The sequence below is a fragment of the Streptomyces sp. NPDC031340 genome, assembly GCF_055569945.1.
The window spans coordinates 65,190-90,647 of record NZ_JBVIIE010000004.1 but is presented as its reverse complement, the minus strand read 5'-3'; the positions used below and the strand labels follow the sequence as shown (position 1 = coordinate 90,647).

Below are 25,458 nucleotides of genomic sequence, written 5' to 3'. Positions count from 1 at the left end.
GAGACAGGTTTTGTGCCGGGTATGCGGCGATCCGCCCCGGGTGTGCGCGTTCGCGCATTGACCCTGCCCGGCTGCCCCCGTATGCTACAAGTTGCGCTGCGGGCCTGCGCACCTCAGACGTAGCAGGCTGCGCTCGCATCTGTTGTATGTCCCCTCGGTTGTCGAGGCGCCACCAGTTTTCTGTGGCGCTTCCTTGGCTGTCCGGCTTCTGCAGAGCGAAACGGGCTCCCGGCGTAAGCAGTACCTACGACTCAATGTCCGTACCGGAGCCCTTTCCCACATGACGAGCAGCACCGAGACCACCGCCACCACCCCGCAGGTAGCGGTCAACGACATCGGTAACGAGGAAGCCTTCCTCGCCGCGATCGACGAGACGATCAAGTACTTCAACGACGGCGACATCGTCGACGGCGTCATCGTGAAGGTCGACCGGGACGAGGTCCTGCTCGACATCGGTTACAAGACCGAAGGCGTCATCCCGAGCCGAGAGCTCTCCATCAAGCACGACGTCGACCCGAACGAGGTCGTCGCCGTGGGCGATGAGATCGAGGCCCTGGTCCTCCAGAAGGAGGACAAGGAAGGCCGCCTCATCCTGTCCAAGAAGCGCGCTCAGTACGAGCGTGCCTGGGGCACGATCGAGAAGATCAAGGAAGAGGACGGGATCGTCACCGGTACCGTCATCGAGGTCGTCAAGGGTGGTCTCATCCTCGACATCGGCCTCCGCGGCTTCCTCCCGGCCTCCCTGGTCGAGATGCGTCGCGTCCGCGACCTCCAGCCCTACGTGGGCAAGGAGCTCGAGGCCAAGATCATCGAGCTGGACAAGAACCGCAACAACGTGGTCCTGTCCCGCCGTGCCTGGCTGGAGCAGACCCAGTCCGAGGTCCGCCAGACGTTCCTCACGACCCTGCAGAAGGGTCAGGTCCGCTCCGGTGTGGTCTCCTCGATCGTCAACTTCGGTGCCTTCGTGGACCTGGGTGGCGTCGACGGTCTGGTGCACGTCTCCGAGCTGTCCTGGAAGCACATCGACCACCCCTCCGAGGTCGTCGAGGTCGGCCAGGAGGTCACGGTCGAGGTCCTCGACGTCGACATGGACCGCGAGCGCGTCTCCCTGTCGCTGAAGGCGACCCAGGAAGACCCGTGGCAGCAGTTCGCCCGCACCCACCAGATCGGCCAGGTCGTGCCCGGCAAGGTCACGAAGCTGGTTCCGTTCGGTGCGTTCGTCCGCGTGGACGAGGGCATTGAGGGTCTGGTCCACATCTCCGAGCTGGCCGAGCGTCACGTGGAGATCCCGGAGCAGGTCGTCCAGGTCAACGACGAGATCTTCGTCAAGGTCATCGACATCGACCTCGAGCGCCGTCGCATCAGCCTCTCGCTGAAGCAGGCCAACGAGTCCTTCGGTGCCGACCCGGCCTCGGTCGAGTTCGACCCGACCCTGTACGGCATGGCCGCGTCCTACGACGACCAGGGCAACTACATCTACCCCGAGGGCTTCGACCCGGAGACCAACGACTGGCTGCCGGGCTACGAGAAGCAGCGCGAGGAGTGGGAGCACCAGTACGCCGAGGCGCAGCAGCGCTTCGAGCAGCACCAGGCGCAGGTCATCAAGTCCCGCGAGGCGGACGCCCAGGCCGCTGCCGAGGGTGGCGAGGCTGCCGCTCCGGCCACGTCCGGCGGCGGTTCGTACTCCTCCGAGGGCGGCGACACCTCCGGTGCGCTGGCTTCGGACGAGGCGCTGGCGGCGCTCCGCGAGAAGCTGGCCGGCGGCCAGAGCTGACCGCTCGCTGAGCTGTAGGTCCTTCAGCCGAGGGCCCGCACCCTTCCCGGGGTGCGGGCCCTCGGTCTTGCCCCGGCCCGGCCCGGAAGTCGCAGATCACGCCCGGAAGCCGCGGGCCACGCCTCGAAGTCGCAGATCACGCCCCGAAGCCGTGGGCCACGCCTCGAAGTCGCGGGCCACGCCCCGCTCCGAAGTCGCGCGTCTGTGACCGCCGGTGATGCCTGATCAGCGGCGCGGGCGGGAATGCCCCTGTCCCGGGGGTGGTTGTGCAGTACGAACACGAGGAGGAGCGGTCACTGTGCTTGATCCGCAGGGTTTGTACGCATGGGAGCCGAAGGGCCTGGCGGTCGTCGACATGGCGCTCGCCCAGGAGTCGGCCGGTCTTGTCATGCTCTACCACTTCGACGGATACATCGACGCGGGCGAGACCGGCGACCAGATCGTCGACGGGCTCCTCGACTCGCTGCCCCACCAGGTCGTCGCCCGTTTCGACCACGACCGGCTGGTGGACTACCGCGCCCGTCGTCCGCTGCTGACGTTCCGGCGCGACCGCTGGACCGACTACGACGTGCCCGCCCTTGAGGTGCGGCTCGTCCAGGACGCCACCGGGGCGCCCTTCCTGCTGCTGTCCGGGCCCGAGCCGGACGTGGAGTGGGAGCGCTTCGCCGCGGCCGTCCAGCAGATCGTCGAGCGGCTCGGCGTGCGCCTGTCGGTCAACTTCCACGGCATCCCGATGGGCGTCCCGCACACCCGCCCGGTCGGCGTCACGCCGCACGGCAACCGCACCGACCTCGTCCCGGGCCACCGCAGCCCCTTCGACGAGGCCCAGGTCCCCGGCAGCGCCGAGGCGCTGGTCGAGTACCGCCTGATGGAGGCCGGGCACGACGTCCTCGGCGTCGCCGCGCACGTGCCGCACTACATCGCCCGCTCCGCGTACCCGGACGCGGCGCTGACCGTCCTGGAGGCGATCACCGCCGCCACCGGCTTGGTGCTGCCCGGCGTCGCGCACGCCCTGCGCACGGAGGCGCTCCGCACCCAGACGGAGATCGACCGGCAGATCCAGGAGGGCGACGAGGAGCTCACCGCCCTGGTGTCGGGCCTGGAGAACCAGTACGACGCCGTCGCGGGCGCCGAGACCAGGGGCAACATGCTCGCCGAACCCGCCGACATCCCGTCCGCCGACGAGATCGGGCGCGAGTTCGAACGTTTCCTCGCGGAACGGGAGGGCGACAACTGACGGCCCCCCGCACCCCGGCCCACGCCGGGTTCTCTAAGCTCGGCTCATGCTGAAGGTGGGCCTGACCGGTGGAATCGGCGCCGGCAAGAGCGAAGTGTCACGGCTGCTCGTCGAACACGGCGCCGTCCTGATCGACGCGGACCGCATCGCGCGCGAGGTCGTCGCGCCGGGCACGCCCGGCCTCGCCGCGGTCGTGGACGCCTTCGGCGAGGAGGTGCTCGCCACCGACGGCAGCCTCGACCGGCCCCGGCTCGGCTCCATCGTCTTCGCCGACCCGGAACGGCTCGCCGTCCTGAACTCGATCGTGCACCCCCTGGTCGGCGCCCGCTCCCGGGAACTGGAGGCGGCCGCGGCCCAGGACGCGGTCGTCGTCCACGACGTGCCCCTCCTCGCGGAGAACGGCCTCGCCCCGCTGTACGACCTCGTGATCGTCGTCGACGCCCGCCCCGAGACCCAGCTCGACCGGCTGGTCCGGCTGCGCGGCATGACCGAGGAGGACGCCCGCGCCCGGATGGCCGCCCAGGCGACCCGCGAGAAGCGCCGGGAGATCGCCGACATCGTCATCGACAACGACGTACCCCTCGATGACCTGCGACGACGCGTGCGGGAGGTCTGGGAGGAGCTGGAGCGCAGGGCCCACGCGACCGGGACAGAACAGGAATAGCGGCTCACGGCCGGGCGTTGAACCCCTCCAGCGAGGGAAGGAATTCGACGTGCCCGACACCAGCGGTTCGACCGGACGTACCCCGGAGACGCACGTCATCGACTTCCGCGCGGCCGAGCAGCTGCTCAACGCGCGGGACCCGCGGGGCGCGGTGAAACTGCTCGACTCCGTCATCGCCGCCCACCCGGAGAACACCGCTGCCCGGCTGCTGCGCGCGCGTGCCTTCTTCGCCGCCGCCCAGCTGCGGCCGGCCGAGCTGGAGTTCACCGTCGTCCTGGAGCGCGAACCGGACAACGCGTTCGCCCACTTCGCGCTCGCCCGCACCTACGAACGGCAGGGCCGTCCCGACCAGGCCAGGCGGCACTTCCGGCTGGCGGCCGCGCTGGACCCCAACCCGCAGTACCTGCGCCGCGCCCGCTTCGAATCGCCCTGACCGGTCCGGTCCGACCGTCCGGTCCGTCCGGCCCGTCCCGCCGGTCCGGCTGGTCTACCGCCTCGGTTCGTCCGGTGGCAGGTAGGGCGGGACCTCCCGCCCCGGCTGGTAGTGGGGGCCCTGGCGGATGTGCCTGAGGATCATGACCATGTCGGTCATGACCAGCAGGAACAGCACCCCGCACGCGACCGCCCACCACACCTGCCCCAGGAGGGCGAAGGCGACCGTGCCGAAGACCGACCACGCCAGCCCCCACAGGCTCAGCCAGAAACGCATCCGCAGCGGACTGCGGGCGGTCGTGGGTTCACTGCCCGTACGCATCGGAGCACCACTCCTTCCTGGCACGTACCGCTTCGGAGCGGATGTCCGCCCGAAGCGTCCGGACGACGGGGCCGAGATCCTGCTCGATCTCGCGGTACCCCGCGAGGACGTCGGTGAACTCGTCCGCGCGAGCCGGCGGGCCGTCGACTTGTTTTCCGTCGCGGGACGGGATTCGGCGGGTGCGGCACCGATGAGTTCCGGCCGGAGCGCCGGTCCAATCCTGTGACAGCGTCACCGACCGCTTCCGCAGGAGATCCCCGTGTCCGAGACCACCGCTCCCGTCGCCACCGCTCCCGGCACCACCGCCTTCGGCGCCGCGCGTTCCGCCGTCGCCGGGTCCGCGTTCCCGCGCGGCCGCCGCGCGCGGATCGCCCTGCGCACGGTGCAGGTGCTGCTCGCCCTGTTCTACGCCGTCGCGAGCGCCCTGCCGAAGCTGATCGCCCATCCCGCGGCCGTCGAGTCGTTCGACAGGATCGGCTGGGGCAGCGCGGGCATGTACATCATCGGCGCCCTGGAACTCGCCGGTGCCGTCGCCCTGCTGGTGCCGGTGCTGCAGTCGGTGGCGGCCGTCGCCCTGAGCGCACTCATGGTGGGCGCGTTCATCGTCCAGATGACCGTCTTCGACGGGCAGAACGCGGCGACGCCGCTGATCCTGATGGTGCCGCTGGCGCTGATCGCCTGGGCGCGGCGGAGCTCCAACGCGGACCTGCTGCGGCTGGTACGCGGGCGGGGCTGAATGCCCCGCCCCGCCCACGGCGGCGTCCGGCGGGACCGCGCGGGCCCGGGGGCTCAGGGAGCCCCGGGGGAGCGCCCCCGGACACCGCCGCCGTGCGTCACCGTCCGCCCGGCCGTCCCGCGCCACCGCCCATCAGGCCGCGCAGGCGTTCCAGCTCGCGGCGGTCCCGCTTGGTGGGGCGGCCCGCGCCGCGGTCGCGGATGCCGGCGGGCGCGATCGCCTCGCGCGGCGGCGGGGGCGGCGAGTTGTCGACGTAACACTGGACCGCCACGGGGGCGCCGACGCGCTTGCGGATCAGGCGCTTGACGACGACGACCCGTTCCCGGCCGTCGTGCCGCAGCCGCACCTCGTCGCCGACCCGCACGGAGTGCGAGGGCTTCACGTTCTGTCCGTTCACCCGCACATGACCGCCCTTGCAGGCGGTGGCGCCCATCGAACGGGTCTTGATCAAGCGCACGGCCCAGATCCAGCTGTCGATGCGCACGGTCTCGCCGGGCGCCGGCCCGGCCGCCTCGGCCGCGGCGATCGCGGCGGCGACCTTGGGATCGACGGCTTTGGACTCGACGGCCTCGGACTCGGCGGCCTCGGGATCGCCGGCCTCGGGATCGCCGGCCTTCGCGCCGTCGCCCACGGCCTCCGCGTCGCCCACGGCCTTCGCGTCCTCGGGGGCCCGCATGTCGCCCGCGGGGTGCGGCGCGTCGCCGGCGGCCTGCGCGTCGCCCGTGTCGGGGCCCGCGGCCTGCGGACCCCTCTCCTCGTCACCTTGCAAAGCCATGTTTCCGACCTTAGTCCCCCGCGTCGGAAGACCCCGGGGGATTTCCGGCGCTGCTGGGACGTGGCCCGGCCGGGAACGCGGCGCCGGCAAGGACGCCGATGAGTACGACGCCGGCATCCAGCGGACCGCCGTCCCGGCCCGCCCCGTGCGGAACACGTCGGCAAGTCGGCGCGGCAACCGCTCACGGCCATGACCGAACGGGGCAGCGGACGGCTCAGCGACCGCACCGCCGAGCCCGGTTCCCCGTCGGAGGCGGCACCACGGCTGCCCGGCGGCGCCACCGACGTACCGTTGACGCATGGACAGCCTGGCCGAGCTCGACGCCCGTATCGCAGGGTGCGCCGCGTGTCCACGGCTCGTGGAGTGGCGTCAGGAGGTCGGCCGGACCCGGCGTGCCGCCTTCCGGGACTGGATGTACTGGGCCCGGCCCGTGCCCGGCTTCGGACCCGCCGACGCCTCCCTGCTGATCATCGGCCTCGCGCCGGCCGCTCACGGCGGCAACCGCGCCGGCCGCATGTTCACCGGCGACCGCTCCGGCGACGTGCTGTACCAGGCGCTGTACGACGTGGGGCTCGCCTCGCAGCCGACCGCCGCGTCCGTCGACGACGGGCTGACGCTGCACGGCGTCCGCGTCACGGCGCCCGTGCACTGCGCCCCGCCCGAGAACAAGCCCACCCCGGCCGAGCGGGACGCCTGCCGCCCCTGGCTCGTAAGGGAACTACGGCTGCTGCGGCCGACGTTGCGCGCGGTCGTCGTGCTCGGCGCCTTCGGCTGGCAGGCCGCGCTGCCCGCGTTCGCCGAGGCGGGCTGGGCGGTGCCCCGGCCGCGGCCGGTCTTCGCTCACGGTGCCCGCGTCCCGCTCGACGGCCTCGACCTCTTCGGCTGCTTCCACGTCAGCCAGCGCAACACCTTCACCGGCAGGCTCACACCCGCGATGCTGCGGGAGGTGCTGCGCACGGCGGCGCGCACGGCGGGGCTGCCGGTGACCGGCTGAGCCGGCGCCGATCCGGACAACGGGTGCGTGCGGCCGGGGAGTTGCCGCGCCACGCGCGCGTGTCTTCACGACAATGACCGGCATGAACCTTCCTGACGGACTCACCCCCCTGGCCGACGGGCTCCATCTGTGGGCCCCCGGGCACACCGGCACCTGGGGCTTCGCGAACTGCCTGCTCATCACCTCCGGCCGGCAGGCCGCCCTGGTCGACACCCCCTACGACCGGCCGATGACCGAGGCGTTGATCGCGGCGGCCGGGCGGGTGCTGCCCGACGGCGCGGCCGTGGAGACGATCGTCAACACGCACGTCAACGGCGACCACACGTTCGGCAACGGCTGCTTCCCCGGCGCCGAGATCATCGCCACCCGGGCCTCCGCCGAGCACGTCTGCCGCGAACCGTCGCCCCGGCAGATGCACTTCCTCACCCACGACACACCGGCCGACGAGCCCCTCGGCTGGTACGCCCGCGAGCACTTCGGCCGCTACCGGTACGAGGACGTCGACGCCGTCCCGCCCACCCGCACCTTCAGCGGCCGGCACGAGCTGCGGGTGGGCGCCGTCGAGGCCGAGCTGATCGAGGTCGGCCCGGCGCACTCGGCCGGCGACCTCGTCGTCCACCTGCCCGCGCAACGAACCGTCTGCGCCGGCGACGTCCTCTTCCACGGCGACCACCCCGTCCACTGGAACGGCCCCCTCGACCGGGTGGCCGCCGCCTGCGAGACGATCCTCGGCCTGGACCCCGAGACCGTGGTCCCCGGACACGGCCCGGTCATGGGCCCGCAGGAGGTACGCGACCAACTCGCCTATCTCCGCGGGCTCGAAGAGCTCGTCCACGCCCGTCACGCGGCCGGCCTGAGCGCGGCCGAGGCCGCCGCCGACATCATCGCCACCGGCTACCACGACCACCTCGGCCTGCCGGAACGGATCGTGATCCTGACCGCCGTCGAGTACCGCCACCTCGACGGCGACACCGGCGAACCGGACCTCGTCCAGCTCGCCGCGCGGGCCGCCGACTGGGCCTACCGCCACCGGGGCCCGGGAGAGTCGGGCGGCACCGGAGGCACTGGAGGCACTGGAGGCCCGGGAGTGTCCCGCCCGTCCGCGCCGAACCCGGCGGAGGAGGCGGCGGGGGCAGCGGCCGGGGACTGAGCGTGTGCGGCCGGACGCCGGGGCGCAGGGCGCCGGTCCGCTGCCGGGTCCGGCGCCCGGCCGGTGGTGCGCTCAGGGGCGCCAGACGTAGCGCACGTCCGGCTCGCGCTCCTCGTTGCCGCTGCCGTCCGTGTACTCGACGGCGACGAAGCCGTGGCGTTCGTAGAACCGGTGGGCGGGCTTGTTCACCTGGAAGGTCCACAGGTCGAGCCCGCCGGGGCTGCGTTCCTTGGCGAGCGTGACGAACCGGTCCCCGACACCCCGCCCGCGCCAGTCGGGGCGCAGGTAGAGCTGGGACAACTCGTCGCCGGCGAGCACCATCACGCCTACGATCCCCGCTCCGGCGTCCGCCGCCACCCACGTCTCCCGCAGCGGCACGACCACCTCCCGGAAGTAGTCGCGCACCTCGTCGTCGGACCGCGGGCTGACGACCGTGGGCAGCGCGGCGCGGAAGGACCGCAGCCAGACGTCCGCGGCGGCCGAGGCGTCGGCGGCCACGGCCCGGCGCAGAGTGACGGCGGACGATACGGAAGACAAGAGGGGATCCCTTCGGTGCGTGTCAGTTGTCACTTGGCAGTGCTCACTTTTCAGTCGTCAGTCGTCGAGGGGACGGTCTTCGGAGTGGGCGCCGTAGAACTCGCTCTGGCGCGCCATGAGGTCCCGCATGGAGGTGCCGCGCGGCACGCCGTACACCGTGCCGGGGAAGTCCAGCTCCTGCTGCACGGCCCATAGTTCGTCGTGCTGTCCGGGTGCGAAGAGCCGGGCCGTGGGCGCCCCGGCCGCGATCCACCCGATCGGTACGACGGTGCCGGGCGGCAGCACGGAGTTGACCTGCAGCACGCTGTTGATCCGCAACTCGCAGCCGGCGCCGACGACCGCCCCCGGGAAGACTGAGGCACCGGTGGCCACGAAGACCTCGTCCTCGATGGTCGCCCCGTTGACGTGTGCGTGCGGACCGACGAGCACGGCGTCGCCGATGACGGCGGGGTGTCCGGCCCGCCCGCGCACCAGGGCGTTCTCCATGACGACGACGTCCGAGCCGACGCGGACCTCACCGTCCTCGGCGCTGAGCACGGCCCCGTGGAGCACTCTGGCCCGCTCGCCGAGGACGACGGCGCCGCACAGGACGGCCGTCTGGGCGACGTACGCGGAGTCGGGGACGACAGGGCGCTGCCCACGGTGCTCGATCAACATACGGCTCTCCTGCCCTGGGTCTGCACTGGTCGGTCCACACATGCTCCGCGGACGGGCAGCGGACGTCCTGCCGATCGTCCGCCGCGGACGCCGGGCGCGCATCCCAATATCCCGCGGGGTGCCGGCGCGGCCTGAGGTCCGGCGACGACCGGAGGCGACCGTCCATGGCCGCCGACGAGCGCCGACGACCGGCGACGAGCGCTGACGACCCCCGACGGAAAACCGTTCGACGCCCCGCACCCGCGGCCGCTACCAATCCGGCAGTCCGCGTAGCCGGGCGCCGCCCGAGCCGCATTCCCGCGCCGCCCCCACCTCCAGGAGCCGCACCCATGCCGTCCTCGCCGCCCTCCCTCTCCGACTCCGCCTTCCTCGACGCCACCGCCGACCGTCTCGCGGCCCTCCCGGCGGTCCGCGCCGTCGCCCTCGGCGGCTCCCGGGCCCAGGGCACGCACCGCCCGGACAGCGACTGGGACCTGGCCGTCTACTACCGCGGCTCCTTCGACCCCGATGACCTCCGCGCCCTCGGCTGGGAGGGCGAGGTCTGCGACATCGGCGCCTGGGGCGGCGGAGTCTTCAACGGCGGCGCTTGGCTGACGATCGACGAACGCCGCGTCGACGTGCACTACCGCGATCTCGACGTGGTGGAACGTGAACTGACGCACGCTTGGGAAGGCCGCTTCCGGGTGGAGCCGCTGCTGTTCCACCTGGCCGGCATCCCGACGTATCTGGTCGTCGCCGAACTGGCCGTCAACCGGGTGCTGCGCGGTGAACTGCTGCGCCCCGCGCTGTACCCGCCGGCCCTGCGCCGGACCGCCCCCGAGTACTGGTACGGCATGGCCCGTGCGGCCCTGGACTACGCGAAGGCCGCGCACGCGCCCAAGGGAGCCGTCACCCAGGTCGCGGGCGCGGTCGCCCTCGCCGCGGTCCAGACGGCGCACGCGGTCCTCGCCGCGCGGGGGGAGTGGGTCACCAACGAGAAAGGTCTGCTGGAGCGGGCGGGCCTGCGCGAGGTCGACACGCTCGTGGCAGATCTGACGCCGCGACAGGACGCGCTCCTTCGGTCGGTCACCGAGGCCGAGGCGGTCCTGGCCCGGGCCGTGGCCGCATCCCGCAGGCCGTAGAACCGCCGGTGGATCCGCCGCCGTTGCGGGGAGATCGTCACGTCACCGAAATGCCCGCGTTCCGCTTTTCCCGCGTAGCCGATCTATCGTGGACACCACACCTCTTCACGCCCGGCCACCGTCGCCCGAAGGCACACCCCGCCCTCGTCCGGACAGGAGCCCCGTGTCGCGTCCCCTCGCCGTTCCGCCCTGGCTCGCCCACGCCCTCCGCGCCCAGCGGGGTCCCGTCCCCTGGAGCGCGGTCACGCGGGGCGCCCTGTCCGCCGGGCCGCTCCTCGTCGGTGCCGTGCTGCTCGGCCGTACCTCGCTCGGTGTCGTCGCCGCCATCGCCGCCATGCTCGCCGGGATCAACGACCGGCCGGGCAGCCGTCGGGCGGCCGTGCAGCGGATCGGAGGGCCGGCGCTCGCCGGGGCGGGCGGGCTGCTCGTCGGGACGTATGCCGGGGACCACGCCGGGGCCGTGGCGCTGACCTTCCTGCTCGCCGGTCTCGGGCTGCTGGCAGGCTCGGTGAGCGCCGTGGGTCCCGTGGCCTCCGGGGCCGGTACCCAACTGCTCGTCGCCTCCGCCGTCGGGGCCGGGATGCCGCTGCCCGACAGCGGAGCGGCCAGGGCGCTGGCCTTCCTCGCCGGCGCCGGCTGGCTGCTCGCCCTGCGGCTGCTGCTGCCCACGCCCGGCTCGCTCGCCGGCGACTTCCGGTTCGACTTCCGGTTCGACGGCGAGCGGGCCGCCGTGGCCGCCGTGTACGACGCCGTCGCCGACCTGCTCGACGCCGTCGGCGGTGACGACGCCCTCGCCCGGCGTGCCGCGCTCACCGCCGCCCTCGATCACGCGCAGGACGCGCTCGCCGGGCCCCGGCTGCGGCGGTACGCGTCCTCCTCCGCCGAGCGGCGGCTGCACGCGCAGTACGCCGCCGCGCTGCCGCTCGCCGAGGCGGCGACCGCGCTCGCGTGGGCCGGGGACGCCGTCGCCGGGCGCGCCTCCGAAGGGCCCCGGCGGCTCGCCGCCGCCGTACGCGGCAACACCCCCACCGGGCCGCTGCCCGCGCCGCACCGGTCCGCGCCCGCCCTGCGCGCCCTCGACGACGCCCTGCTCCACGCCGCTGACGCCTTCGACCGGGGCCGGCCGAGCGACCTGCACACCCGGCGGCGCACCGCCGGGGAACTCCTGCGTCTGGCCTGTGGCGCCGGCGGCCGGGAATACGGTCTGCGGGTCGCGCTGTGCTTCGGGGCCGGCGCCGCCGTCGCCCAGGCGCTGCACCACGCCCGCTGGCACGGGCAGCACCAGCACTGGTACTGGCTGCCCGCCACCGCCGTCTTCCTCGTCAAGCCCGACCTCGGACCGCTCGCGTCGAGAGTGCTGTGCCGGGCGGCCGGGACCGTGCTGGGCGCCGTCGTCTTCGCCGGGTTCGCCGCCGTGCTGCCCCGGCCGGAGGGGCTCGTCGCGCTGGTCGCCGTCAGCGGGGCCCTCATCCCCGTCGCCACGCGCCACTTCGCCGCGCAGACCGCCGTCGTCACCGTCCTGGTGCTGGCCCTGGTGATGGTCGGCGGCGAGCCGCAGGCCTCCGTCAGCCGGATCGGGGAGACCCTGCTGGCGTGCGCGATCGTGCTCGTCGTCGGGCACCTGCCGATGCCGGGGCAGCGGGGCGGCGCGGTACGGACCCGCCTGGCGGCGGCGAGTGCGGCCGCACAGGCCTACCTCACCCACGTGCTCGGCGAGTCCGCAGACCGCGAGGAACGCTGGACGCTCCGCCGCGAGGCCTACCGCACGCTCGCCGAGGCCCGAGCCGCCATCGCCCTCACCGCCGCCGAACTGCCCTCCCTCGCAAGGCACTCGGCGGGCGCGGACCAGCTCGTCGCCACCCTCGAACGGCTCGTCGACACGACCACCGCCTGCGCCGTCCACCTCGACGACTCGGGCCGCATCTCACCCCGTCACGCCCGGCAGCTCGCCGAACTGGTCGAGGAGTTCGGGCAGCGACGCGAACCGGCGAGACTGTCACTGCCCGAGCTGTCCGGCTTGTCCGAGCTGTCCGTCGCCGGGCTTGCGGGCCGTGTCCGGTCCTAGTCAGGTCTTCCCAGGTGTCGCGCGCCCATATCCGGGAGGGTCACCGTGGGTGGTGAGTCGGAGCGGAAAGTGACATTGATCGTCGTACAGTGATCAAGCCCTCACACTCCGCGCGGAACAAGTGTCAAGTACGTCTCAGTCCCGCAACTGGACGAGGCTTTCCAGGTGTCCAGGGCGTTAACTCCTACAAGCTACGACGCTTTACTGGAGGTGCAGGATGGTGAACGGGCGAACGGTGCTCGAACGCTTTCCCGCGGGCGGGCCGCGAGGATCGTGGCCCGCGGAGGAGTTCGCGCACGCGCGACGTCAGGAAGGTCTGCCCGCCGAGGTTGTCATGGACCTCGCGACCGACACGTTCCTGGTGATCGTCCGCACCGGCGACGCCGCCGACGCGACGGCCTGAGCCCCCTGCCGGCCGAGTCCCCGCCGTCCCGGGCCGGTACAGCTAGGCGGTCACCGAACGGGACCACGTCGGGGTCGTGCCCGTCACCCGGCACAGCGCCAGGTACAGCGGGATCGGCGGGGTGTACGGCACCGTGCTGTCCGGTTTGTGGATGAGGCCGGGGACCGCCGGGGCGTCCGGAACGACCGCCCCGGCGGCGTACTCGGCGGGCGCGGGCCACTCCAGCGCGTAGTCCGAGTCGGAGGGCACGATCCACCACCAGTGCGTCTCGTCGGCGTAGACGCACCCCACCCGGGGGAGCCGGGGCAGAACCAGGGGGCCGAGGCGGGCGGGCACCGACACCGCGTCGCAGCCCAGCGGAGCCGTCATGCCCTCCGGTACGGGCAGCCGTCGGGGCGTGCCCGGCGAGTGCAGCCCGCGCCGCAGGCGGACCAGCGTGTCCAGGCTCAGCACCTGGCCGCCGGACGCAGCCCTCACGCCCATGCGCCCCCCGTCCCGTACCGCGATTCCGTTTCGTCCTCGTCGCCCGGGCCGTCGGCCGGACCGGGCTTGGGCCGGGCTCCCCAGCCCAGGTCGTTGCACGGCCCGCAGTCGTGCCGGGGCTCGTCGGCCTTGCGCGGCAGTTCCGCCCACACCAGCAACCCCGGGCCGTGTTCCTGGGCGCCCCAGGCCTTGCAGAGCGAGTCGATGAGGAGCAGTCCCCTCCCGTGCTCCTCCTCGGGCCGCGCCCGTGCCGGATGAGGCTCACCAGGCGTGCACCCCTGGTCGCGCACGGCTATGCGCACCAGGTCGTCGCCGTCGTGCAGCTCGCAGACGATGTGCCTGCTCGCGGTGTGCACGACGGCGTTGGTGACCAGCTCGGAGATCACCAGGGCTGCCGTGTCGCAGACGTCCTCGCACACCGACCAGCCGTTCAGCCAGGCCTTGGCCAGGCGTCTGGCCTGCGCGGGAGAGCCCGGATGTGCGGCCAGCTCGAAGCGGAACCGGCGCTCGGCGGCGGCCCGGTCAGGGGTCACCCCCGCGGTGGCGCCGAGACCGAGCGGGCGGTCTGCGGCAGCGTCTGTTCCTAAGGGCGCGGACGGAATCACGCTTGCCACTATCTCCCCGGCGTGAACACTTGGCAAGTGTCACTCTGAAAAATGCAGAGTGCGGTGTGACGTTCTGGACGGCCATGGCACACTGCTCGCAACAGCACCTCGAGCGGCGCCAGTTGGGATCGACGGAGATCCGCACAGATCTTCGAGTGGGTCTTCGAATGGCGCCGTCGGGCTGTCAGCATTCATTCGTGGAGGTGGAGCGTGAGCGAGCCGCGGTCCGCGCCGACGGTCGGTCAGGTCGTCCTCGGACGCCGTCTGCTGGACCTGCGGGAACGTGCCGGACTCAAGCGCGAGGAGGCCGCCCGTGTGCTCCGCGTCGCGCCGGCCACCGTCCGCCGCATGGAGATGGCCGAGGTCGGTCTCAAGATCCCGTACCTCCAGCTGCTGCTGAAGTCCTACGGCGTGTCAGACGAGGAGGCCGAGGCCTTCGTCCAGCTCGCCGAGGAGGCCAACAAGCCCGGCTGGTGGCAACGTTTCCACGACATCCTGCCCGGCTGGTTCTCGATGTACGTCAGCCTGGAGGGCGCGGCGAGCCTCATCCGCTCCTACGACCCGCACTTCGTCCCCGGCCTGCTGCAGACCGAGGACTACGCCCGCGCGGTCATGCGCTCGGGTGCCGTCGGGCAGACCAGGCCCGAGGACATCGAGCGCCATGTCGCGCTGCGCATACAACGACAGGAACTGCTCACCCGTGAGGACGCGCCCCACTTCTGGGCCGTGTTCGACGAGACCGCACTGCGCCGCCCAGCCGGCGGCCCGGAGGTGATGCGTGCCCAGATCGACAGACTTCTCGAGGCCACGAAGCTGCCCAACGTGACCCTGCAGGTCGCGCCGTTTGCGAACGGGCCGCATCCCGGCACGTTCGGGCCCTTCGTGCTGTTCCGATTTGCCATGTCAGAACTGCCGGACATGGTCTACAGCGAGTACCTGACCGGCGCCGTCTACCTCGACGCGCGCACCGAGGTGGCGACCCACCTCGAGGTCATGGACCGCATGGCGGCGCAGGCCGCTACGGCACATCGCACGAAGGAGATCCTCCGGGATCTCCGCAAGGAGCTGTGAATGGAACGCATCAAGCCGCGCAAACACGTCTACAACGGTATGCCCGCACGGGAGTTGGGCAGCGAGGGCTGGCACAAGCCGTGGAGCGGCGGCAACGGCGGCAACTGCCTGGAGGCGATGAAGCTCGCCGACGGCCGGATCGCCGTCCGCCAGTCGACGGATCCGGACGGCCCCGCGCTGATCTACACCACCGACGAGATGACCGCCTTCATCGAGGGCGCCAAGGCGGGTGAGGCCGACTTCCTGCTGTCCTGAGGCCTGTTTTCAGCCGATTGCGTTCACCGACCCTCGTTCCACCGGCACTGAGTTGATCATTAATTACGTCAATTGCGGCACACTCACACGGAGTTCCCCATGACCGGGCAACAGCAGCCATTCGTCCGGATCGACACCAGCAAACCCCATCCCGCGCGGATGTACGACTGGTATCTCGGCGGAAAGGACAACTACCCCGTCGACGAGGCGATGGGCCGCCAGATGCTCGCCCTCGACCCGCGCGTGCCGGTGATGGCGCGGGTCAACCGGGCGTTCATGCACCGGGCCACACGCTGGCTCGCCCGGAACGGCGTACGGCAGTTCCTGGACATCGGCACCGGCATCCCGACCGAGCCGAACCTCCACCAGATCGCCCAGGAGACCGCACGCGACGCCCGCGTCGTCTACTGCGACAACGACCCGATCGTCCTCGCCCACGCCGCCGCCCTGCTGCGCGGTACGGACGAGGGCGTGACGGAGTACCTCCAGGCCGACGCGCGCGATCCGGACGCCATCCTCGACGGCGCGCGGAAGATCCTCGACTTCACCCAGCCCGTCGCCCTCTCGCTCATCGCGCTGCTGCACTTCGTCTCCGACGAGGACGGCGCCTACGAGCTGGTCAACCGGCTGCTGTCCGAACTGCCCTCCGGCAGCTACCTGGTCCTCAGTCACGCCACGGCCGACTTCACCCCCGAGGAGTCCAAGGCGGCCACCGAGAAGCTGAAGGCGGCCGGCGTCACCCTGGCGCTGCGCTCCCGCGAGGAGTTCACCCGCTTCTTCGACGGCCTCGAACTCGTCGAACCCGGCGTCGAGGTGCCGCAGAACTGGCACCCCGAACTGGGCGACCCGGTCCCCGGCCAGGACGACGGGGTGATCCCGGGGTACGGGGCGGTGGCCCGCAAGCCTTAGCCGCCGTTCTGCGCCGAAGCCCTGGCCGTTTTCGTTTGCCGGAGGCCCTGGACGCTTTCGCTCCGCCGTAAGCCTTGGCCGCTGTTCTCGGCGGCCAGGGCTTGGCCCGTCGGACGGCTCCGGCGTGGCCGTCGCGCGGGCGTCACACGGCCATCGGTCGGTCGTGCGGGGAGACCGGCGCCGGCAGCCGCGTACTGCCCGTCAGATACCGGTCGACGGCCGCCGCCACCGCCCGTCCCTCCGCGATCGCCCACACGATCAGCGACTGCCCGCGCGCCGCGTCCCCGGCCGCGAACACCCCGGGCCGGTTCGTCGCGAACCCGGCGTCCCGCGCGATCGTCCCGCGCGGCTCCGTCACGAGCCCCAGCTGGTCGATGAGCCCGTCCCCCCGGTCGGGCCCGGAGAAACCGAGGGCAAGCAGCACGAGATCGGCGGGAAGGGAACGCCCGGTACCCGGCAGCGGGCGCCGCGCCGCGTCCACCTCGACCAGGTGCAACGACCGGACGTGCCCGCCCGCGTCCCCGGTGAGACGGAGCGTGGACGCCGCGAACAGCCGCGCGTCCGCGTCCGCCGCGGACGCCGTCCGAAGATCACGGGCCTCCTCGTGCGCGGGCGACAGCCGGTACACCTTCGGGTACGTCGGCCACGGCTCGGTGTCCTCGTCCCGCTCGGTCCCCGGCTGGGCGTAGATGTCCAGCTGCGTGACCGACGCGGCACCCTCGCGCACCGCCGTCCCCAGACAGTCCGCCCCGGTGTCGCCGCCACCGACGATGACGACATGCTTCCCGGCGGCGGACAGCGGGGAGATCTCCAGATCCCCCTCGCACACCCGGTTGGCCAGCGGCAGGTACTGCATCGCCTGGTGGACGCCGGCCAGCTCCCGTCCCGGCACGGGAAGCTCACGCCATGCCGTCGCCCCGGTGGCGATCACGACCGCGTCGTACCGGGTGCGCAGTTCCGCGGCCTCCACGTCCCGTCCGACCGCCGTCGACGTGCGGAAACCGGTCCCCTCGGCCCGCATCTGCTCGATGCGCCGGTCCACACGGTGCTTCTCCATCTTGAACGCCGGTATGCCGTACCGCATCAGCCCGCCGAGCCGGTCGTCCTTCTCGTACACCGCGACCGTGTGCCCCACGCGGGTCAGCTGCTGTGCCGCGGCCAGCCCGGTGGGTCCCGATCCGATCACCGCGACCGTCCGTCCCGACAGCCGCTCCGGCGGGCTCGGCGGCGCGAGTCCGTCCGCCCAGGCCCGGTCGGCGATGGCGCACTCGACGTTCTTGATGGTGACCGCGGGCTGGTTGATCGCGAGCACGCACCCCGCCTCGCACGGGGCGGGGCACAACCGGCCGGTGAACTCGGGGAAGTTGTTGGTGGCGTGCAGCCGTTCGGCGGCCACGCGCCAGTCGTCGCGGCTGACCAGGTCGTTCCATTCGGGGATCAGGTTGCCGAGCGGGCAGGCGTCGTGGCAGAACGGCACCCCGCAGTCCATGCAGCGGTCGGCCTGCCGGTTGATGATGGGCAGCAGGCCACCGGGGACGTAGACCTCGTCCCAGTCCCGGACCCGCTCCGCGACGGGCCGGCGGGGCCAGTCCCGGCGAGGCGTCGTGAGGAAACCCTTGGGATCGGCCATGGCCGTCTTCCTTGCGTCCGCGTACGACAGGGCGTGCGTCATCGGGCGGCGCTCCTGCGGCCACGATACGACCCGTCGACCGGGCGTGCAGAGGCGTGACGGTGCTCTTCCGAGATGCTCCTCACCGAGGCGGCTCCTGCCGCGGTCGGGCGGGGCCGGACAGGGGGCCGGACAGGGGGCTGGACAGGGCTTCAGGTGAGTGCCAGCACGTACGCCACCGCCGTGCCGGCCGAGGCGATCATCCGTACGTGGTTCCACCTCGTCCACTCGCGCACGTACGACGGCCAGTACGCGGCCGCCTCCGGCGTCCCGGGGTCCAGCCGGAGCAGCGCGTCGTTGCGCGGCACGTTCGCGACCATGGTCACCCCGAACGAGCCGAGCAGGAACAGCGCGCTCCCCACCAGCAACTCCACCGTCCCGTCGTCCGGCCACAGCACGAACGTCACCACGGCGATCACCGAGCACAGCACCGCCGATCCGACGAACACGGCCATGAACGCCGGTGTCACCGCCGTCACGTTGATCGCGTTCATCGCGGCGACGCCCTGTGCGGGCGGCAGCGCGGCGAGACCTCGCATCACGAAGGTCGAGAAGGCGCAGAAAACCCCGGCCACCAGAGCGGTCCCGAGCACCCCCAACACCGTCAGCACGTAATACGGACCATCGATCATCAAATATCAACTCCCCTGTCCAGCCGGGACTTTCCCCGGTGCGTCGCCTCTCCACAAGTGCATTCCCGCACGGGACCCGCGACCATGGAAGGACCGGAGAAGTCGGCCCGCGATCCGGCACCGCGCCCGCACCTGCGTCCCCCGTGTGGCCGTTCCCCGTGCGGCCCGGCGCTCTGCGGCCCGCCCGCGCCCCATTGCGCTCCGCGCCTGACGCATCATGGCCGGTGTGCGACTCGAAGCGATCACCTGGGACCGGCTCGGCGACCTCCTGGCCGAGCGACTGCTCGACCTGGAACCGGCCGACGGCAGCCCCTGGCCGCGCATCGCCTTCGACGGCGCCCCGGCGGCCCGCCCCGGAGACCTCGCCGAGCGTGTCGCCGAGGCACTGCGCACGCTCGGCCGCCCCTCGCTGGTCGTCGGCACGGAGGGCTTCCTGCGTCCGGCCTCGCTCCGCCTCGAACACGGCCGGCAGGACGTGGACGCCTACTACGACGGGTGGTTCGACACGGGCGCCCTGTGGCGTGAGGTGTTCGGTCCCCTGGAACCCGGCGGCGACGGGCGCGTCCTGCCCGATCTGCGGGACCCGGCCACCGACCGTGCCACCCGCAGCCCGTACGTCCCACTCCGGCCCGGCTCTTGCCTGCTGCTGCATGGTCCACTCCTGCTGCGCCACTGGTTCCCCTTCGACCTGACCGTGCACCTCCGCCTCTCACCCGACGCCCTGCGCCGCCGCACCCCCGAGACCGACCACTGGACGCTTCCCGCCTACGAGCGCTACGAGGCCGAGACCGACCCGGCCGGCACCGCCGACGTGCTGGTACGCGCCGACGACCCACGCCACCCGGCCTGGAGCGGGTGACGCACAGCCCCGGCCCCCGCCCGGCTCCGGATGCGCCCGTTCCGTTGCGCGGCGAGAATGTGTATGTCGCCGGGACAAGCGGTGCGTCCCGTGCCGCGCCGGCCGTCCGGTACCAGGAGGTACTCCATGACCACCGCCGGAGACATCATGCACCGGGGAGCCCAGTGGATCCCCGCCCACGAGACGCTGGACCGGGCGGCCCAGCTCATGCGCCAGCTGAACGTCGGCGCCCTGCCCATCAGCGACGAGAACGAACGGCTCTGCGGCATCCTCACCGACCGTGACATCGTCGTCGGCTGCGTGGCCATGGGGCACGACCCGGCCAGGACCACCGCCGGCGAGATGGCCCACGGCACCCCGCGCTGGATCGACGCGAGGGCCGACATCTCCGACGTCCTGCGTGAGATGAAGGATCACCAGATCCGCAGGCTCCCCGTCATCGAGAACAAGCGGCTGGTCGGCATGATCAGCGAAGCGGACCTCGCCAGGCACCTGCCGGAGGACCAGATCGCCGACTGGGCCGAGAGCGTCTACGCCCGGAGCGGAGCGCGCTGACCCCGCCGGATCACAGCCAGCCGTTGCGCCGGAAACCGCGGTACAGCACCAGGCACGCGACGGATATCACGGCTATGACCAGCGGATATCCGAACCTCCAGTGCAACTCCGGCATGTGGTCGAAGTTCATGCCGTAGAGCCCGCAGACCATCGTCGGCACGGCGATCACCGCGGCCCATGCCGTGATCTTGCGCATGTCCTCGTTCTGCGCGACCGTGACCTGGGCCAGGTGCGCCTGCAAGATCGAGTTCAGCAGCTCGTCGAAGGAGGCGATCTGTTCCTTGGCCCGTATCAGATGGTCGAGGACGTCCCTGAAGTAGGCCTGTATTTCCGGGTCCACCACCCGGATCGGCCGGGTCGCGAGGTCCTCTATCGGCCGCCCGAGCGGTACCACGGCCCGCTTCAGCTCCAGTAGCTCCCGCTTCAACTGGTAGATGCGTCCCGGATCGGCCCGCGCGCCGTTCTCCGTGAACACGTCCGTCTCGACCTGATCGATGTCCTCGTGGACCGCGGCGGTGACGCTCAGGTAGTCGTCGACCACGTTGTCCGCGACCGCGTGCAGTACCGCGGCCGGCCCCTTGGCGAGCTTCTCGGGGTCGGCCTCCAGCTCCTCGCGCAGCGGGCCCAGCGAGCCGTGGCGGCCGTGCCGCACCGTGATCACGAAGTCCTCGCCGACGAACACCATGATCTCGCCGGTGTCCACCACCTCGCTGGTCGCCGTCAGTTCCTCGTGCTCGACGTAGCAGACCGTCTTCAGCACCGCGAACAGCGTCTCCCCGTAGCGCTCCAGCTTCGGGCGCTGATGGGCCTCGACCGCGTCCTCCACGGCCAGTGGATGCAGGTCGAACAGCTCGGCGATGCCCGCGAACTCCTGGTCCGTCGGCTCGTGCAGGCCCAGCCACACGAAGCCGTGGCGGCTGCTGCGCACCCGCTCCACCGCCTCGACCACGTCCTCGCCACCGGAGGTCCGGGCACCGTCCCGGTACGTCACGCAGTTCACCACCGAGGACCCCAGTGGAGACCGGGCCGGGTGGCTCAGGTCGACGCGGGGGCGCCGCCGGGCGAGCCGTGCCACCTTGCGGAGGCCGCCGACCTTGCTGAGACGCGTGACCTTCCGCAGGTTCCCCGCCATCGACATCTGGATCTCCTCGCGTGCAACTCCTCGGGCCTGATGCTCTGTTCGTGCGGTGCGCCGTGGGCTGTGGGCCGTGGTCCGTGCTCCTGCGGCGCGTCGCGTATCTGCCCCGTGGCGCGCCAGTCTGCCAGTTTCCGGCGAACCGTGGGTGACCCTGTGGGAACTCAGCGCTCCGCTTTGTTCCCTCCTGTGGACGAAGAGGGCCGGGCGCTGCGGACGCCGGTCGCCCGCGCCCGGCGGGGTGGCCCCTCACGCCGGTGGGATGTCGCCCGGCCTCAGCGGGACATCGCCCCGACGGCGCATCGCCCCGCACCGACAAGACACCGCCTCGCGCTGACGGGGCACCGCCTCGCGCTGACGGGACAGTGCCTCGACCTGTGGGACAAGGGGGACAACTGGGATGCCGGACAAGGGGGACAACTGGGATGATCGAACCATGATGCGATCCGACGGATACCTCCTCGACAACCGGCAGTCCGAGGCGGGTGAGCGTTTCGACGCCTTCGCCTCCCTCTTCGATCCCACGACTTTCCGGCACCTCGCCGAGTGCGGTGTCGGACCCGGATGGCGCTGTTGGGAGGTCGGGGCCGGCGGCACGTCCGTGGTGTCCTGGCTGGCCAAGAAGGTCGGGCCGACCGGCAAGGTCGTCGCCACCGACATCGACACCTCGCGCCTCGCCTCCGTCGCCCGGCCCCCGGTGGACGTCCGGGTCCACGACGTCGGCGCCGAGGAGCCGCCGGGGGAGGGGTTCGACCTGGTGCACGCCAGGCTGGTCCTCGTCCATGTCCCGGAGCGCGATCGGGCACTGCGCTCGATGGTCAAGGCCCTGCGCCCCGGCGGACGCCTCCTCGTCGAGGACGCCGACCCCACGCTCCAGCCGCTGCTCTGCCCCGACGAGCACGGCCCCGAACAGCACCTCGCCAACCGGCTGCGGCACGGTTTCCGCCGACTGCTGGCCGACAGCGGAGCCGACCTGTCCTACGGCCGCAGGCTGCCGCGACTGTTGCGCGAGGCCGGCCTGCGACAGGTCGAGGCCGACGCGTACTTCCCGGTCTCATCACCGGCCTGCACCGCCCTGGAATCCGCCACGATCCGGCAGATCCGCGAACGTCTCGTCGCCGCGGGTCTGGCCACGGACGAGGAGATCGACCGCCACCTGGCGAACGTCGCGTCCGGCGACATGGACCTGGCGACCGCCCCGATGATCTCGGCGTGGGGACGCAAGGCGTAGCGATCTCCGGCCTCCTCCTGCGGGCCGCCGCCCCCGGTTCTCCGCCTCGCGGTCACTTCCCGGCCGTCGGCCTCCCGCCCACCCGTTCCACGGCGCGGGCCCCCGCCCGGCAGCCCTCCCGCGCCGCGTGCTCCGGGTCGGCGCCCGTGAGCAGGGCCGCGAGGAATGCGCCGGTGAAGGCGTCGCCGGCCCCTGTCGTGTCCCTGGCCGTCGCCGGGACGGCCGGTACCCGGGCGCACAGCTCGCCGGACCTGGCCACCAGCGCGCCGTCAGCGCCCTGCTTGGCGACCACGAGCGGGACGTGCCGACTGAGCTTCGTCGCCGCGTCCCCCGGATCGGGCAACCCGGTGAGCAGGCAGGCCTCGCCCCGGCTCGGCAGCAGGACGTCCACTCCTTCGACGAGCCGCAGGAAACGGTCGACGCCCAACCGGGTGAGAAAGCCCGCCGATGCCGGGTCCAGACTCACCGGCACGCCACGCGCGCGTGCCGAACGCAGGGCCGCCGCCACCAGTGCCCGGCTCGGTTCGGAGAACAGCAGGTAGCCCGACAGGTGCAGTCGCGCGACTCCGTCGAGCAGCGCGTCGGACCAGTCACCGGGGTCGAGCCGCAACGAGGCGCCGCTGTCGGTGAGGAAGGTCCGCTCGGCCGCGTCATCCGTGTCCACCAGACAGATCACCGTCCCCGTCGGCGCCCGAGGATCGACGACGAGGCGGGGACGGACCCCACAGGCGACCAGCTCACGCTCGTGCCACGCGGCCGACTCCTCACCCACCCGGCCCAGCAGCCGCACCTCCGGACAGCCCCAGTGCGCCGCCCAGCAGGCCACGTTGGCACCCGCGCCACCCGGCACCGTACGGATCGCCGCGGCCGTGTCCGTCCCCGGCGCGAGCGGCCCCCGGTGCCGGGCGACGACGTCAGTGATCACATCCCCGACCACCAGCAGAGCACCGGACCCCGGGCCCGGGGAGCCCGCGGCTCCGCCCGCGCTGCCGGCCCCCGCTCCGCCCGGCTCCGCCGTCACGCCCCGGCCCAGGCCGCCGCGATCCGCGATGCCAGCCGTACGTTGCCGCGCACCGCCGCCAGATTGGCGCTCAGCGAGGCGCCGTCGGTGTGCCGTACCAGGTAGTCCAGCAGGAACGGCGTGACCGCCTGACCGGTGACGCCCTCGGCCTCGCACGCGTGCAGCGCGTCGGCGAGCACGCGCGCGTGCAGCCCCGGGTCCAGCTGCTCCGCCTCCGGTACGGGGTTGGCGACGATCAGCGCCGACTCGGGCCCGCCGAGCGCGTCCTGCGCCCTCATCACGTCGGCGACCTGATCGGGCGACTCCAGCGTCCACTCCACCGGGTGGCCCGAGTCCGACAGGTAGAAGCCGGGGAAGCGGTCCGTGCCGTATCCCGCCACGGCGACGCCCAGCGTCTCCAGCCGCTGCAGCGTCGCCGGCACGTCCAGGATCGACTTCACGCCCGCGCACACCACCGTGATCCGAGTGCGCGCCAGCAGCCCCAGGTCGGCCGACTCGTCCTGCGTCACCGTCCACTCCCGGTGCACCCCGCCGAGCCCGCCCGTCGCGAACACCCGCACGCCCGCAAGGGCGGCGAGCAGCGCGGTCGCCGACACCGTGGTCGCCCCGCTCGCGCCGGAGGCCACCGCGAGCGGAAGGTCACGGTGGCCCAGCTTGCGGATGCCGTCCTCGTTCGCGACTCGCTCCAGCTGCTCCTTGTCGAGGCCGACATGGGGCCGCCCGTCCAGCACCGCGATCGTCGCCGGTACAGCGCCCTCGCGCCGTACGACCTCCTCCAGCTCCCGTGCCACCTGAAGGTTGCGCGGGCGTGGCAGGCCGTGCGCGATGATCGTGGACTCCAGGGCCACCACGGGGCGACGCGCGTCGACGGCCTCCCGCACTTCTTCCGACACCACCAGCACCACGTGCCTGCCTCCTGTCAGTCGGTCTTCCCTCATCTCTGGCGGGCGGCACCCCCTGCCAAACCCTTGCGGCCCGTCGCGGAGGACCTCAGCCTGGGATGCATGACGGACAACACGGCACGTCTGGACCACGTCGTCCTGTGGGTGCGCGACCCGGTCGCCTCGGCCGGTTTCTACGAAAAGGTGGTCGGACTGGAGCCCCTGCGAGTCACCGAGTTCGCCGCCGGTACGACGTCCTTCCCCTCCGTACGGCTCAACGACGAGACCATCTTCGACCTCGCACCGCTCACCATGGCGGAGGAGATGAACATGGTCCCGGGGGCCGCCGAAAGCGCCGGTCACCCGGTCAACCACGTCTGCGTGTCCCTCGCCGGCCCCGCCTTCGAGGCGCTCCGCAGCCGCCTGGAGGAACACGGCGTCCCCATGTCCGACTTCTCGTACGACGCCTACGGCGCCCGCGGAATGGCCAGGCGCAGCTTCTACTTCCGCGACCCGGACGGCAACGTCTTCGAGGCCCGGCACTACGACTAGCGACACGGGGCCGCCTGTGCGCGGCCCCTTCCCGGTCGGCCGGTCCCGATCGGCGCGTTCCCGGCCGGCCCTTCCCCGGTCGGGGCAGAGCGGCACCTGCGCCGTCGAGCGGACCGAGCCGGTCCCCTGTCAGAACAGCGGCTCCGGGAGCACCCCTTCCAGTGCGAGCAGCTTCCGCTTGGCCTCAAGACCACCGCCGAAGCCGCCGATGCCTCCGTCGCTCTCGACGACCCGGTGGCAGGGCACCACGACCGGCAGCGGATTGGACCCCATCGCCGCACCCACCGCCTGGCTCGCGCCGGGCTGGCCGACCCGCCGGGCCAGATCGCCGTAGCCGACGACCTGGCCGAACGGCACGCCGGTCGCCAGCTCACGCAGCACCTGCCGGTTGAAGCCGGATATCAGCGACCAGTCCAGCGGCAGCTCGAAAGCGCGCCGTTCGCCCGCGAAGTACGCCCCGACCTGCCGTATCGCCTCGGCCAGCAGTGGCGAGCCGGGAGCCTCGACGGGCTCGCCGCCCAACCGGGACGCGAGCCGGCCCAGCGCCTTGTCCCGCACCGCGTCCGTGGCGTGGAAAACGACGTTGACCAGGCCCTCGCGGGTCGCGGCCAGCAGCAGCGGACCGATCCCGGTGTCGACGACGGCCCACACGACCCGCTGCTCGTTCTGCTGCCCATGGCTGTCCATGCGCCCCACCGTACGGCCCGCCACTGACAACGCCCTGCGAGGCAAC

General features: G+C 72.3%; 29 protein-coding genes. 17 read left to right on the top strand and 12 right to left on the bottom strand.

From position 1 onward, the window contains the following. Positions 1-280: 280 nt before the first annotated feature. The 4 genes from rpsA (at position 281) to ACZ5GT_RS04045 (ending at position 4,108) form a co-directional block, all read left to right on the top strand. Positions 281-1,774, top strand: a complete 1,494-nt coding sequence (gene rpsA, locus ACZ5GT_RS04060) for a 30S ribosomal protein S1 (protein ID WP_469013918.1) — start codon at positions 281-283, stop codon at positions 1,772-1,774. 298 nt (positions 1,775-2,072) lie between these two features. After that, positions 2,073-3,011, top strand: coding sequence for a PAC2 family protein (locus ACZ5GT_RS04055; RefSeq protein WP_469013916.1), 939 nt, complete (start codon positions 2,073-2,075; stop codon positions 3,009-3,011). Positions 3,012-3,057: 46 nt separating this feature from the next. Next, positions 3,058-3,675 (top strand): dephospho-CoA kinase, encoded by a 618-nt coding sequence (coaE, locus tag ACZ5GT_RS04050; RefSeq protein WP_469013915.1) that lies wholly within the window; start codon positions 3,058-3,060, stop codon positions 3,673-3,675. A gap of 49 nt (positions 3,676-3,724) precedes the next feature. Next, positions 3,725-4,108: a tetratricopeptide repeat protein gene (locus ACZ5GT_RS04045; RefSeq protein ID WP_469013913.1), complete on the top strand. Its 384-nt coding sequence runs from the start codon at positions 3,725-3,727 to the stop codon at positions 4,106-4,108. Between the two features lie 54 nt (positions 4,109-4,162). On the opposite strand, the gene ACZ5GT_RS04040 is transcribed toward ACZ5GT_RS04045, so the two are convergent. Further along, positions 4,163-4,429, bottom strand: a complete 267-nt coding sequence (locus ACZ5GT_RS04040) for a DUF6343 family protein (protein WP_469013910.1) — start codon at positions 4,427-4,429, stop codon at positions 4,163-4,165. A 259-nt stretch (positions 4,430-4,688) separates the two neighbouring features. Between ACZ5GT_RS04040 and ACZ5GT_RS04035 the strand changes: the two genes are divergently transcribed. Next, positions 4,689-5,165: a DoxX family protein gene (locus ACZ5GT_RS04035; protein WP_469013908.1), complete on the top strand. Its 477-nt coding sequence runs from the start codon at positions 4,689-4,691 to the stop codon at positions 5,163-5,165. A gap of 97 nt (positions 5,166-5,262) precedes the next feature. Here ACZ5GT_RS04035 and ACZ5GT_RS04030 read toward each other — a convergent pair whose 3' ends face one another. Next, positions 5,263-5,841, bottom strand: a complete 579-nt coding sequence (locus tag ACZ5GT_RS04030; RefSeq protein ID WP_469014177.1) for an RNA-binding S4 domain-containing protein — start codon at positions 5,839-5,841, stop codon at positions 5,263-5,265. 397 nt (positions 5,842-6,238) lie between these two features. On the opposite strand from ACZ5GT_RS04030, the gene ACZ5GT_RS04025 reads away from it, so the two are divergent. Next, positions 6,239-6,934 (top strand): uracil-DNA glycosylase, encoded by a 696-nt coding sequence (locus ACZ5GT_RS04025; protein ID WP_469013907.1) that lies wholly within the window; start codon positions 6,239-6,241, stop codon positions 6,932-6,934. Positions 6,935-7,016: 82 nt separating this feature from the next. After that, entirely contained in the window at positions 7,017-8,084 is a 1,068-nt protein-coding gene (locus tag ACZ5GT_RS04020; protein ID WP_469013905.1) for an MBL fold metallo-hydrolase, read from the top strand. Positions 8,085-8,156: 72 nt separating this feature from the next. Here the strand turns inward: ACZ5GT_RS04020 and ACZ5GT_RS04015 are convergent, their stop codons facing one another. After that, entirely contained in the window at positions 8,157-8,621 is a 465-nt protein-coding gene (locus ACZ5GT_RS04015) for a GNAT family N-acetyltransferase (RefSeq protein ID WP_469013904.1), read from the bottom strand. 57 nt (positions 8,622-8,678) lie between these two features. Beyond that, positions 8,679-9,278: a gamma carbonic anhydrase family protein gene (locus ACZ5GT_RS04010; protein ID WP_469013903.1), complete on the bottom strand. Its 600-nt coding sequence runs from the start codon at positions 9,276-9,278 to the stop codon at positions 8,679-8,681. Positions 9,279-9,607: 329 nt separating this feature from the next. Here ACZ5GT_RS04010 and ACZ5GT_RS04005 point away from each other — a divergent pair, with 329 nt between their 5' ends. The 3 genes from ACZ5GT_RS04005 (at position 9,608) to ACZ5GT_RS03995 (ending at position 12,867) form a co-directional block, all read left to right on the top strand. Then, positions 9,608-10,399: a nucleotidyltransferase domain-containing protein gene (locus ACZ5GT_RS04005; protein ID WP_469013901.1), complete on the top strand. Its 792-nt coding sequence runs from the start codon at positions 9,608-9,610 to the stop codon at positions 10,397-10,399. 163 nt (positions 10,400-10,562) lie between these two features. Next, entirely contained in the window at positions 10,563-12,464 is a 1,902-nt protein-coding gene (locus ACZ5GT_RS04000; RefSeq protein WP_469013900.1) for an FUSC family protein, read from the top strand. 217 nt (positions 12,465-12,681) lie between these two features. Then, positions 12,682-12,867 (top strand): hypothetical protein, encoded by a 186-nt coding sequence (locus ACZ5GT_RS03995; protein WP_469013899.1) that lies wholly within the window; start codon positions 12,682-12,684, stop codon positions 12,865-12,867. A 42-nt stretch (positions 12,868-12,909) separates the two neighbouring features. Here the strand turns inward: ACZ5GT_RS03995 and ACZ5GT_RS03990 are convergent, their stop codons facing one another. After that, positions 12,910-13,350, bottom strand: coding sequence for a hypothetical protein (locus ACZ5GT_RS03990; RefSeq protein WP_469013897.1), 441 nt, complete (start codon positions 13,348-13,350; stop codon positions 12,910-12,912). Further along, entirely contained in the window at positions 13,341-13,964 is a 624-nt protein-coding gene (locus ACZ5GT_RS03985) for an ATP-binding protein (RefSeq protein WP_469013896.1), read from the bottom strand. Before ACZ5GT_RS03985 ends, ACZ5GT_RS03990 begins: the two co-directional genes overlap by 10 nt. A gap of 201 nt (positions 13,965-14,165) precedes the next feature. Here ACZ5GT_RS03985 and ACZ5GT_RS03980 point away from each other — a divergent pair, with 201 nt between their 5' ends. The 3 genes from ACZ5GT_RS03980 to ACZ5GT_RS03970 all read left to right on the top strand — a co-directional run bounded on the left by ACZ5GT_RS03980 (position 14,166) and on the right by ACZ5GT_RS03970 (position 16,190). After that, on the top strand, positions 14,166-15,026 hold the full coding sequence (locus ACZ5GT_RS03980; RefSeq protein WP_469013894.1) for a helix-turn-helix domain-containing protein: 861 nt from the start codon (positions 14,166-14,168) through the stop codon (positions 15,024-15,026). Further along, complete coding sequence (locus ACZ5GT_RS03975) at positions 15,027-15,281, top strand: DUF397 domain-containing protein (RefSeq protein ID WP_324783627.1); 255 nt, start codon at positions 15,027-15,029, stop codon at positions 15,279-15,281. It begins immediately after the preceding gene. Between the two features lie 99 nt (positions 15,282-15,380). Beyond that, complete coding sequence (locus tag ACZ5GT_RS03970; protein WP_469013888.1) at positions 15,381-16,190, top strand: SAM-dependent methyltransferase; 810 nt, start codon at positions 15,381-15,383, stop codon at positions 16,188-16,190. 142 nt (positions 16,191-16,332) lie between these two features. Here the strand turns inward: ACZ5GT_RS03970 and ACZ5GT_RS03965 are convergent, their stop codons facing one another. Then, a complete protein-coding gene (locus ACZ5GT_RS03965) occupies positions 16,333-17,820 on the bottom strand; it encodes a glutamate synthase subunit beta (RefSeq protein ID WP_469013884.1) in 1,488 nt (495 codons plus the stop codon). Positions 17,821-18,011: 191 nt separating this feature from the next. Continuing rightward, on the bottom strand, positions 18,012-18,491 hold the full coding sequence (locus ACZ5GT_RS03960) for an anthrone oxygenase family protein (protein ID WP_469013882.1): 480 nt from the start codon (positions 18,489-18,491) through the stop codon (positions 18,012-18,014). A gap of 217 nt (positions 18,492-18,708) precedes the next feature. Here ACZ5GT_RS03960 and ACZ5GT_RS03955 point away from each other — a divergent pair, with 217 nt between their 5' ends. Further along, entirely contained in the window at positions 18,709-19,350 is a 642-nt protein-coding gene (locus ACZ5GT_RS03955) for a nucleoside/nucleotide kinase family protein (RefSeq protein ID WP_469013881.1), read from the top strand. A gap of 126 nt (positions 19,351-19,476) precedes the next feature. Continuing rightward, on the top strand, positions 19,477-19,905 hold the full coding sequence (locus ACZ5GT_RS03950) for a CBS domain-containing protein (protein WP_469013879.1): 429 nt from the start codon (positions 19,477-19,479) through the stop codon (positions 19,903-19,905). A gap of 10 nt (positions 19,906-19,915) precedes the next feature. On the opposite strand, the gene ACZ5GT_RS03945 is transcribed toward ACZ5GT_RS03950, so the two are convergent. Beyond that, a complete protein-coding gene (locus ACZ5GT_RS03945) occupies positions 19,916-21,043 on the bottom strand; it encodes a magnesium and cobalt transport protein CorA (protein WP_469013877.1) in 1,128 nt (375 codons plus the stop codon). A 433-nt stretch (positions 21,044-21,476) separates the two neighbouring features. On the opposite strand from ACZ5GT_RS03945, the gene ACZ5GT_RS03940 reads away from it, so the two are divergent. Further along, positions 21,477-22,271, top strand: coding sequence for a methyltransferase (locus ACZ5GT_RS03940; protein ID WP_469013875.1), 795 nt, complete (start codon positions 21,477-21,479; stop codon positions 22,269-22,271). A 52-nt stretch (positions 22,272-22,323) separates the two neighbouring features. On the opposite strand, the gene ACZ5GT_RS03935 is transcribed toward ACZ5GT_RS03940, so the two are convergent. Beyond that, positions 22,324-23,214, bottom strand: coding sequence for a carbohydrate kinase family protein (locus tag ACZ5GT_RS03935; protein ID WP_469014174.1), 891 nt, complete (start codon positions 23,212-23,214; stop codon positions 22,324-22,326). A 74-nt stretch (positions 23,215-23,288) separates the two neighbouring features. Next, positions 23,289-24,194, bottom strand: a complete 906-nt coding sequence (locus ACZ5GT_RS03930) for a pseudouridine-5'-phosphate glycosidase (protein ID WP_469014172.1) — start codon at positions 24,192-24,194, stop codon at positions 23,289-23,291. Positions 24,195-24,296: 102 nt separating this feature from the next. On the opposite strand from ACZ5GT_RS03930, the gene ACZ5GT_RS03925 reads away from it, so the two are divergent. Beyond that, entirely contained in the window at positions 24,297-24,725 is a 429-nt protein-coding gene (locus tag ACZ5GT_RS03925; RefSeq protein ID WP_469013873.1) for a VOC family protein, read from the top strand. A 129-nt stretch (positions 24,726-24,854) separates the two neighbouring features. Here ACZ5GT_RS03925 and ACZ5GT_RS03920 read toward each other — a convergent pair whose 3' ends face one another. Continuing rightward, positions 24,855-25,412 (bottom strand): methylated-DNA--[protein]-cysteine S-methyltransferase, encoded by a 558-nt coding sequence (locus tag ACZ5GT_RS03920; protein WP_469013870.1) that lies wholly within the window; start codon positions 25,410-25,412, stop codon positions 24,855-24,857. Positions 25,413-25,458 lie beyond the last annotated feature (46 nt).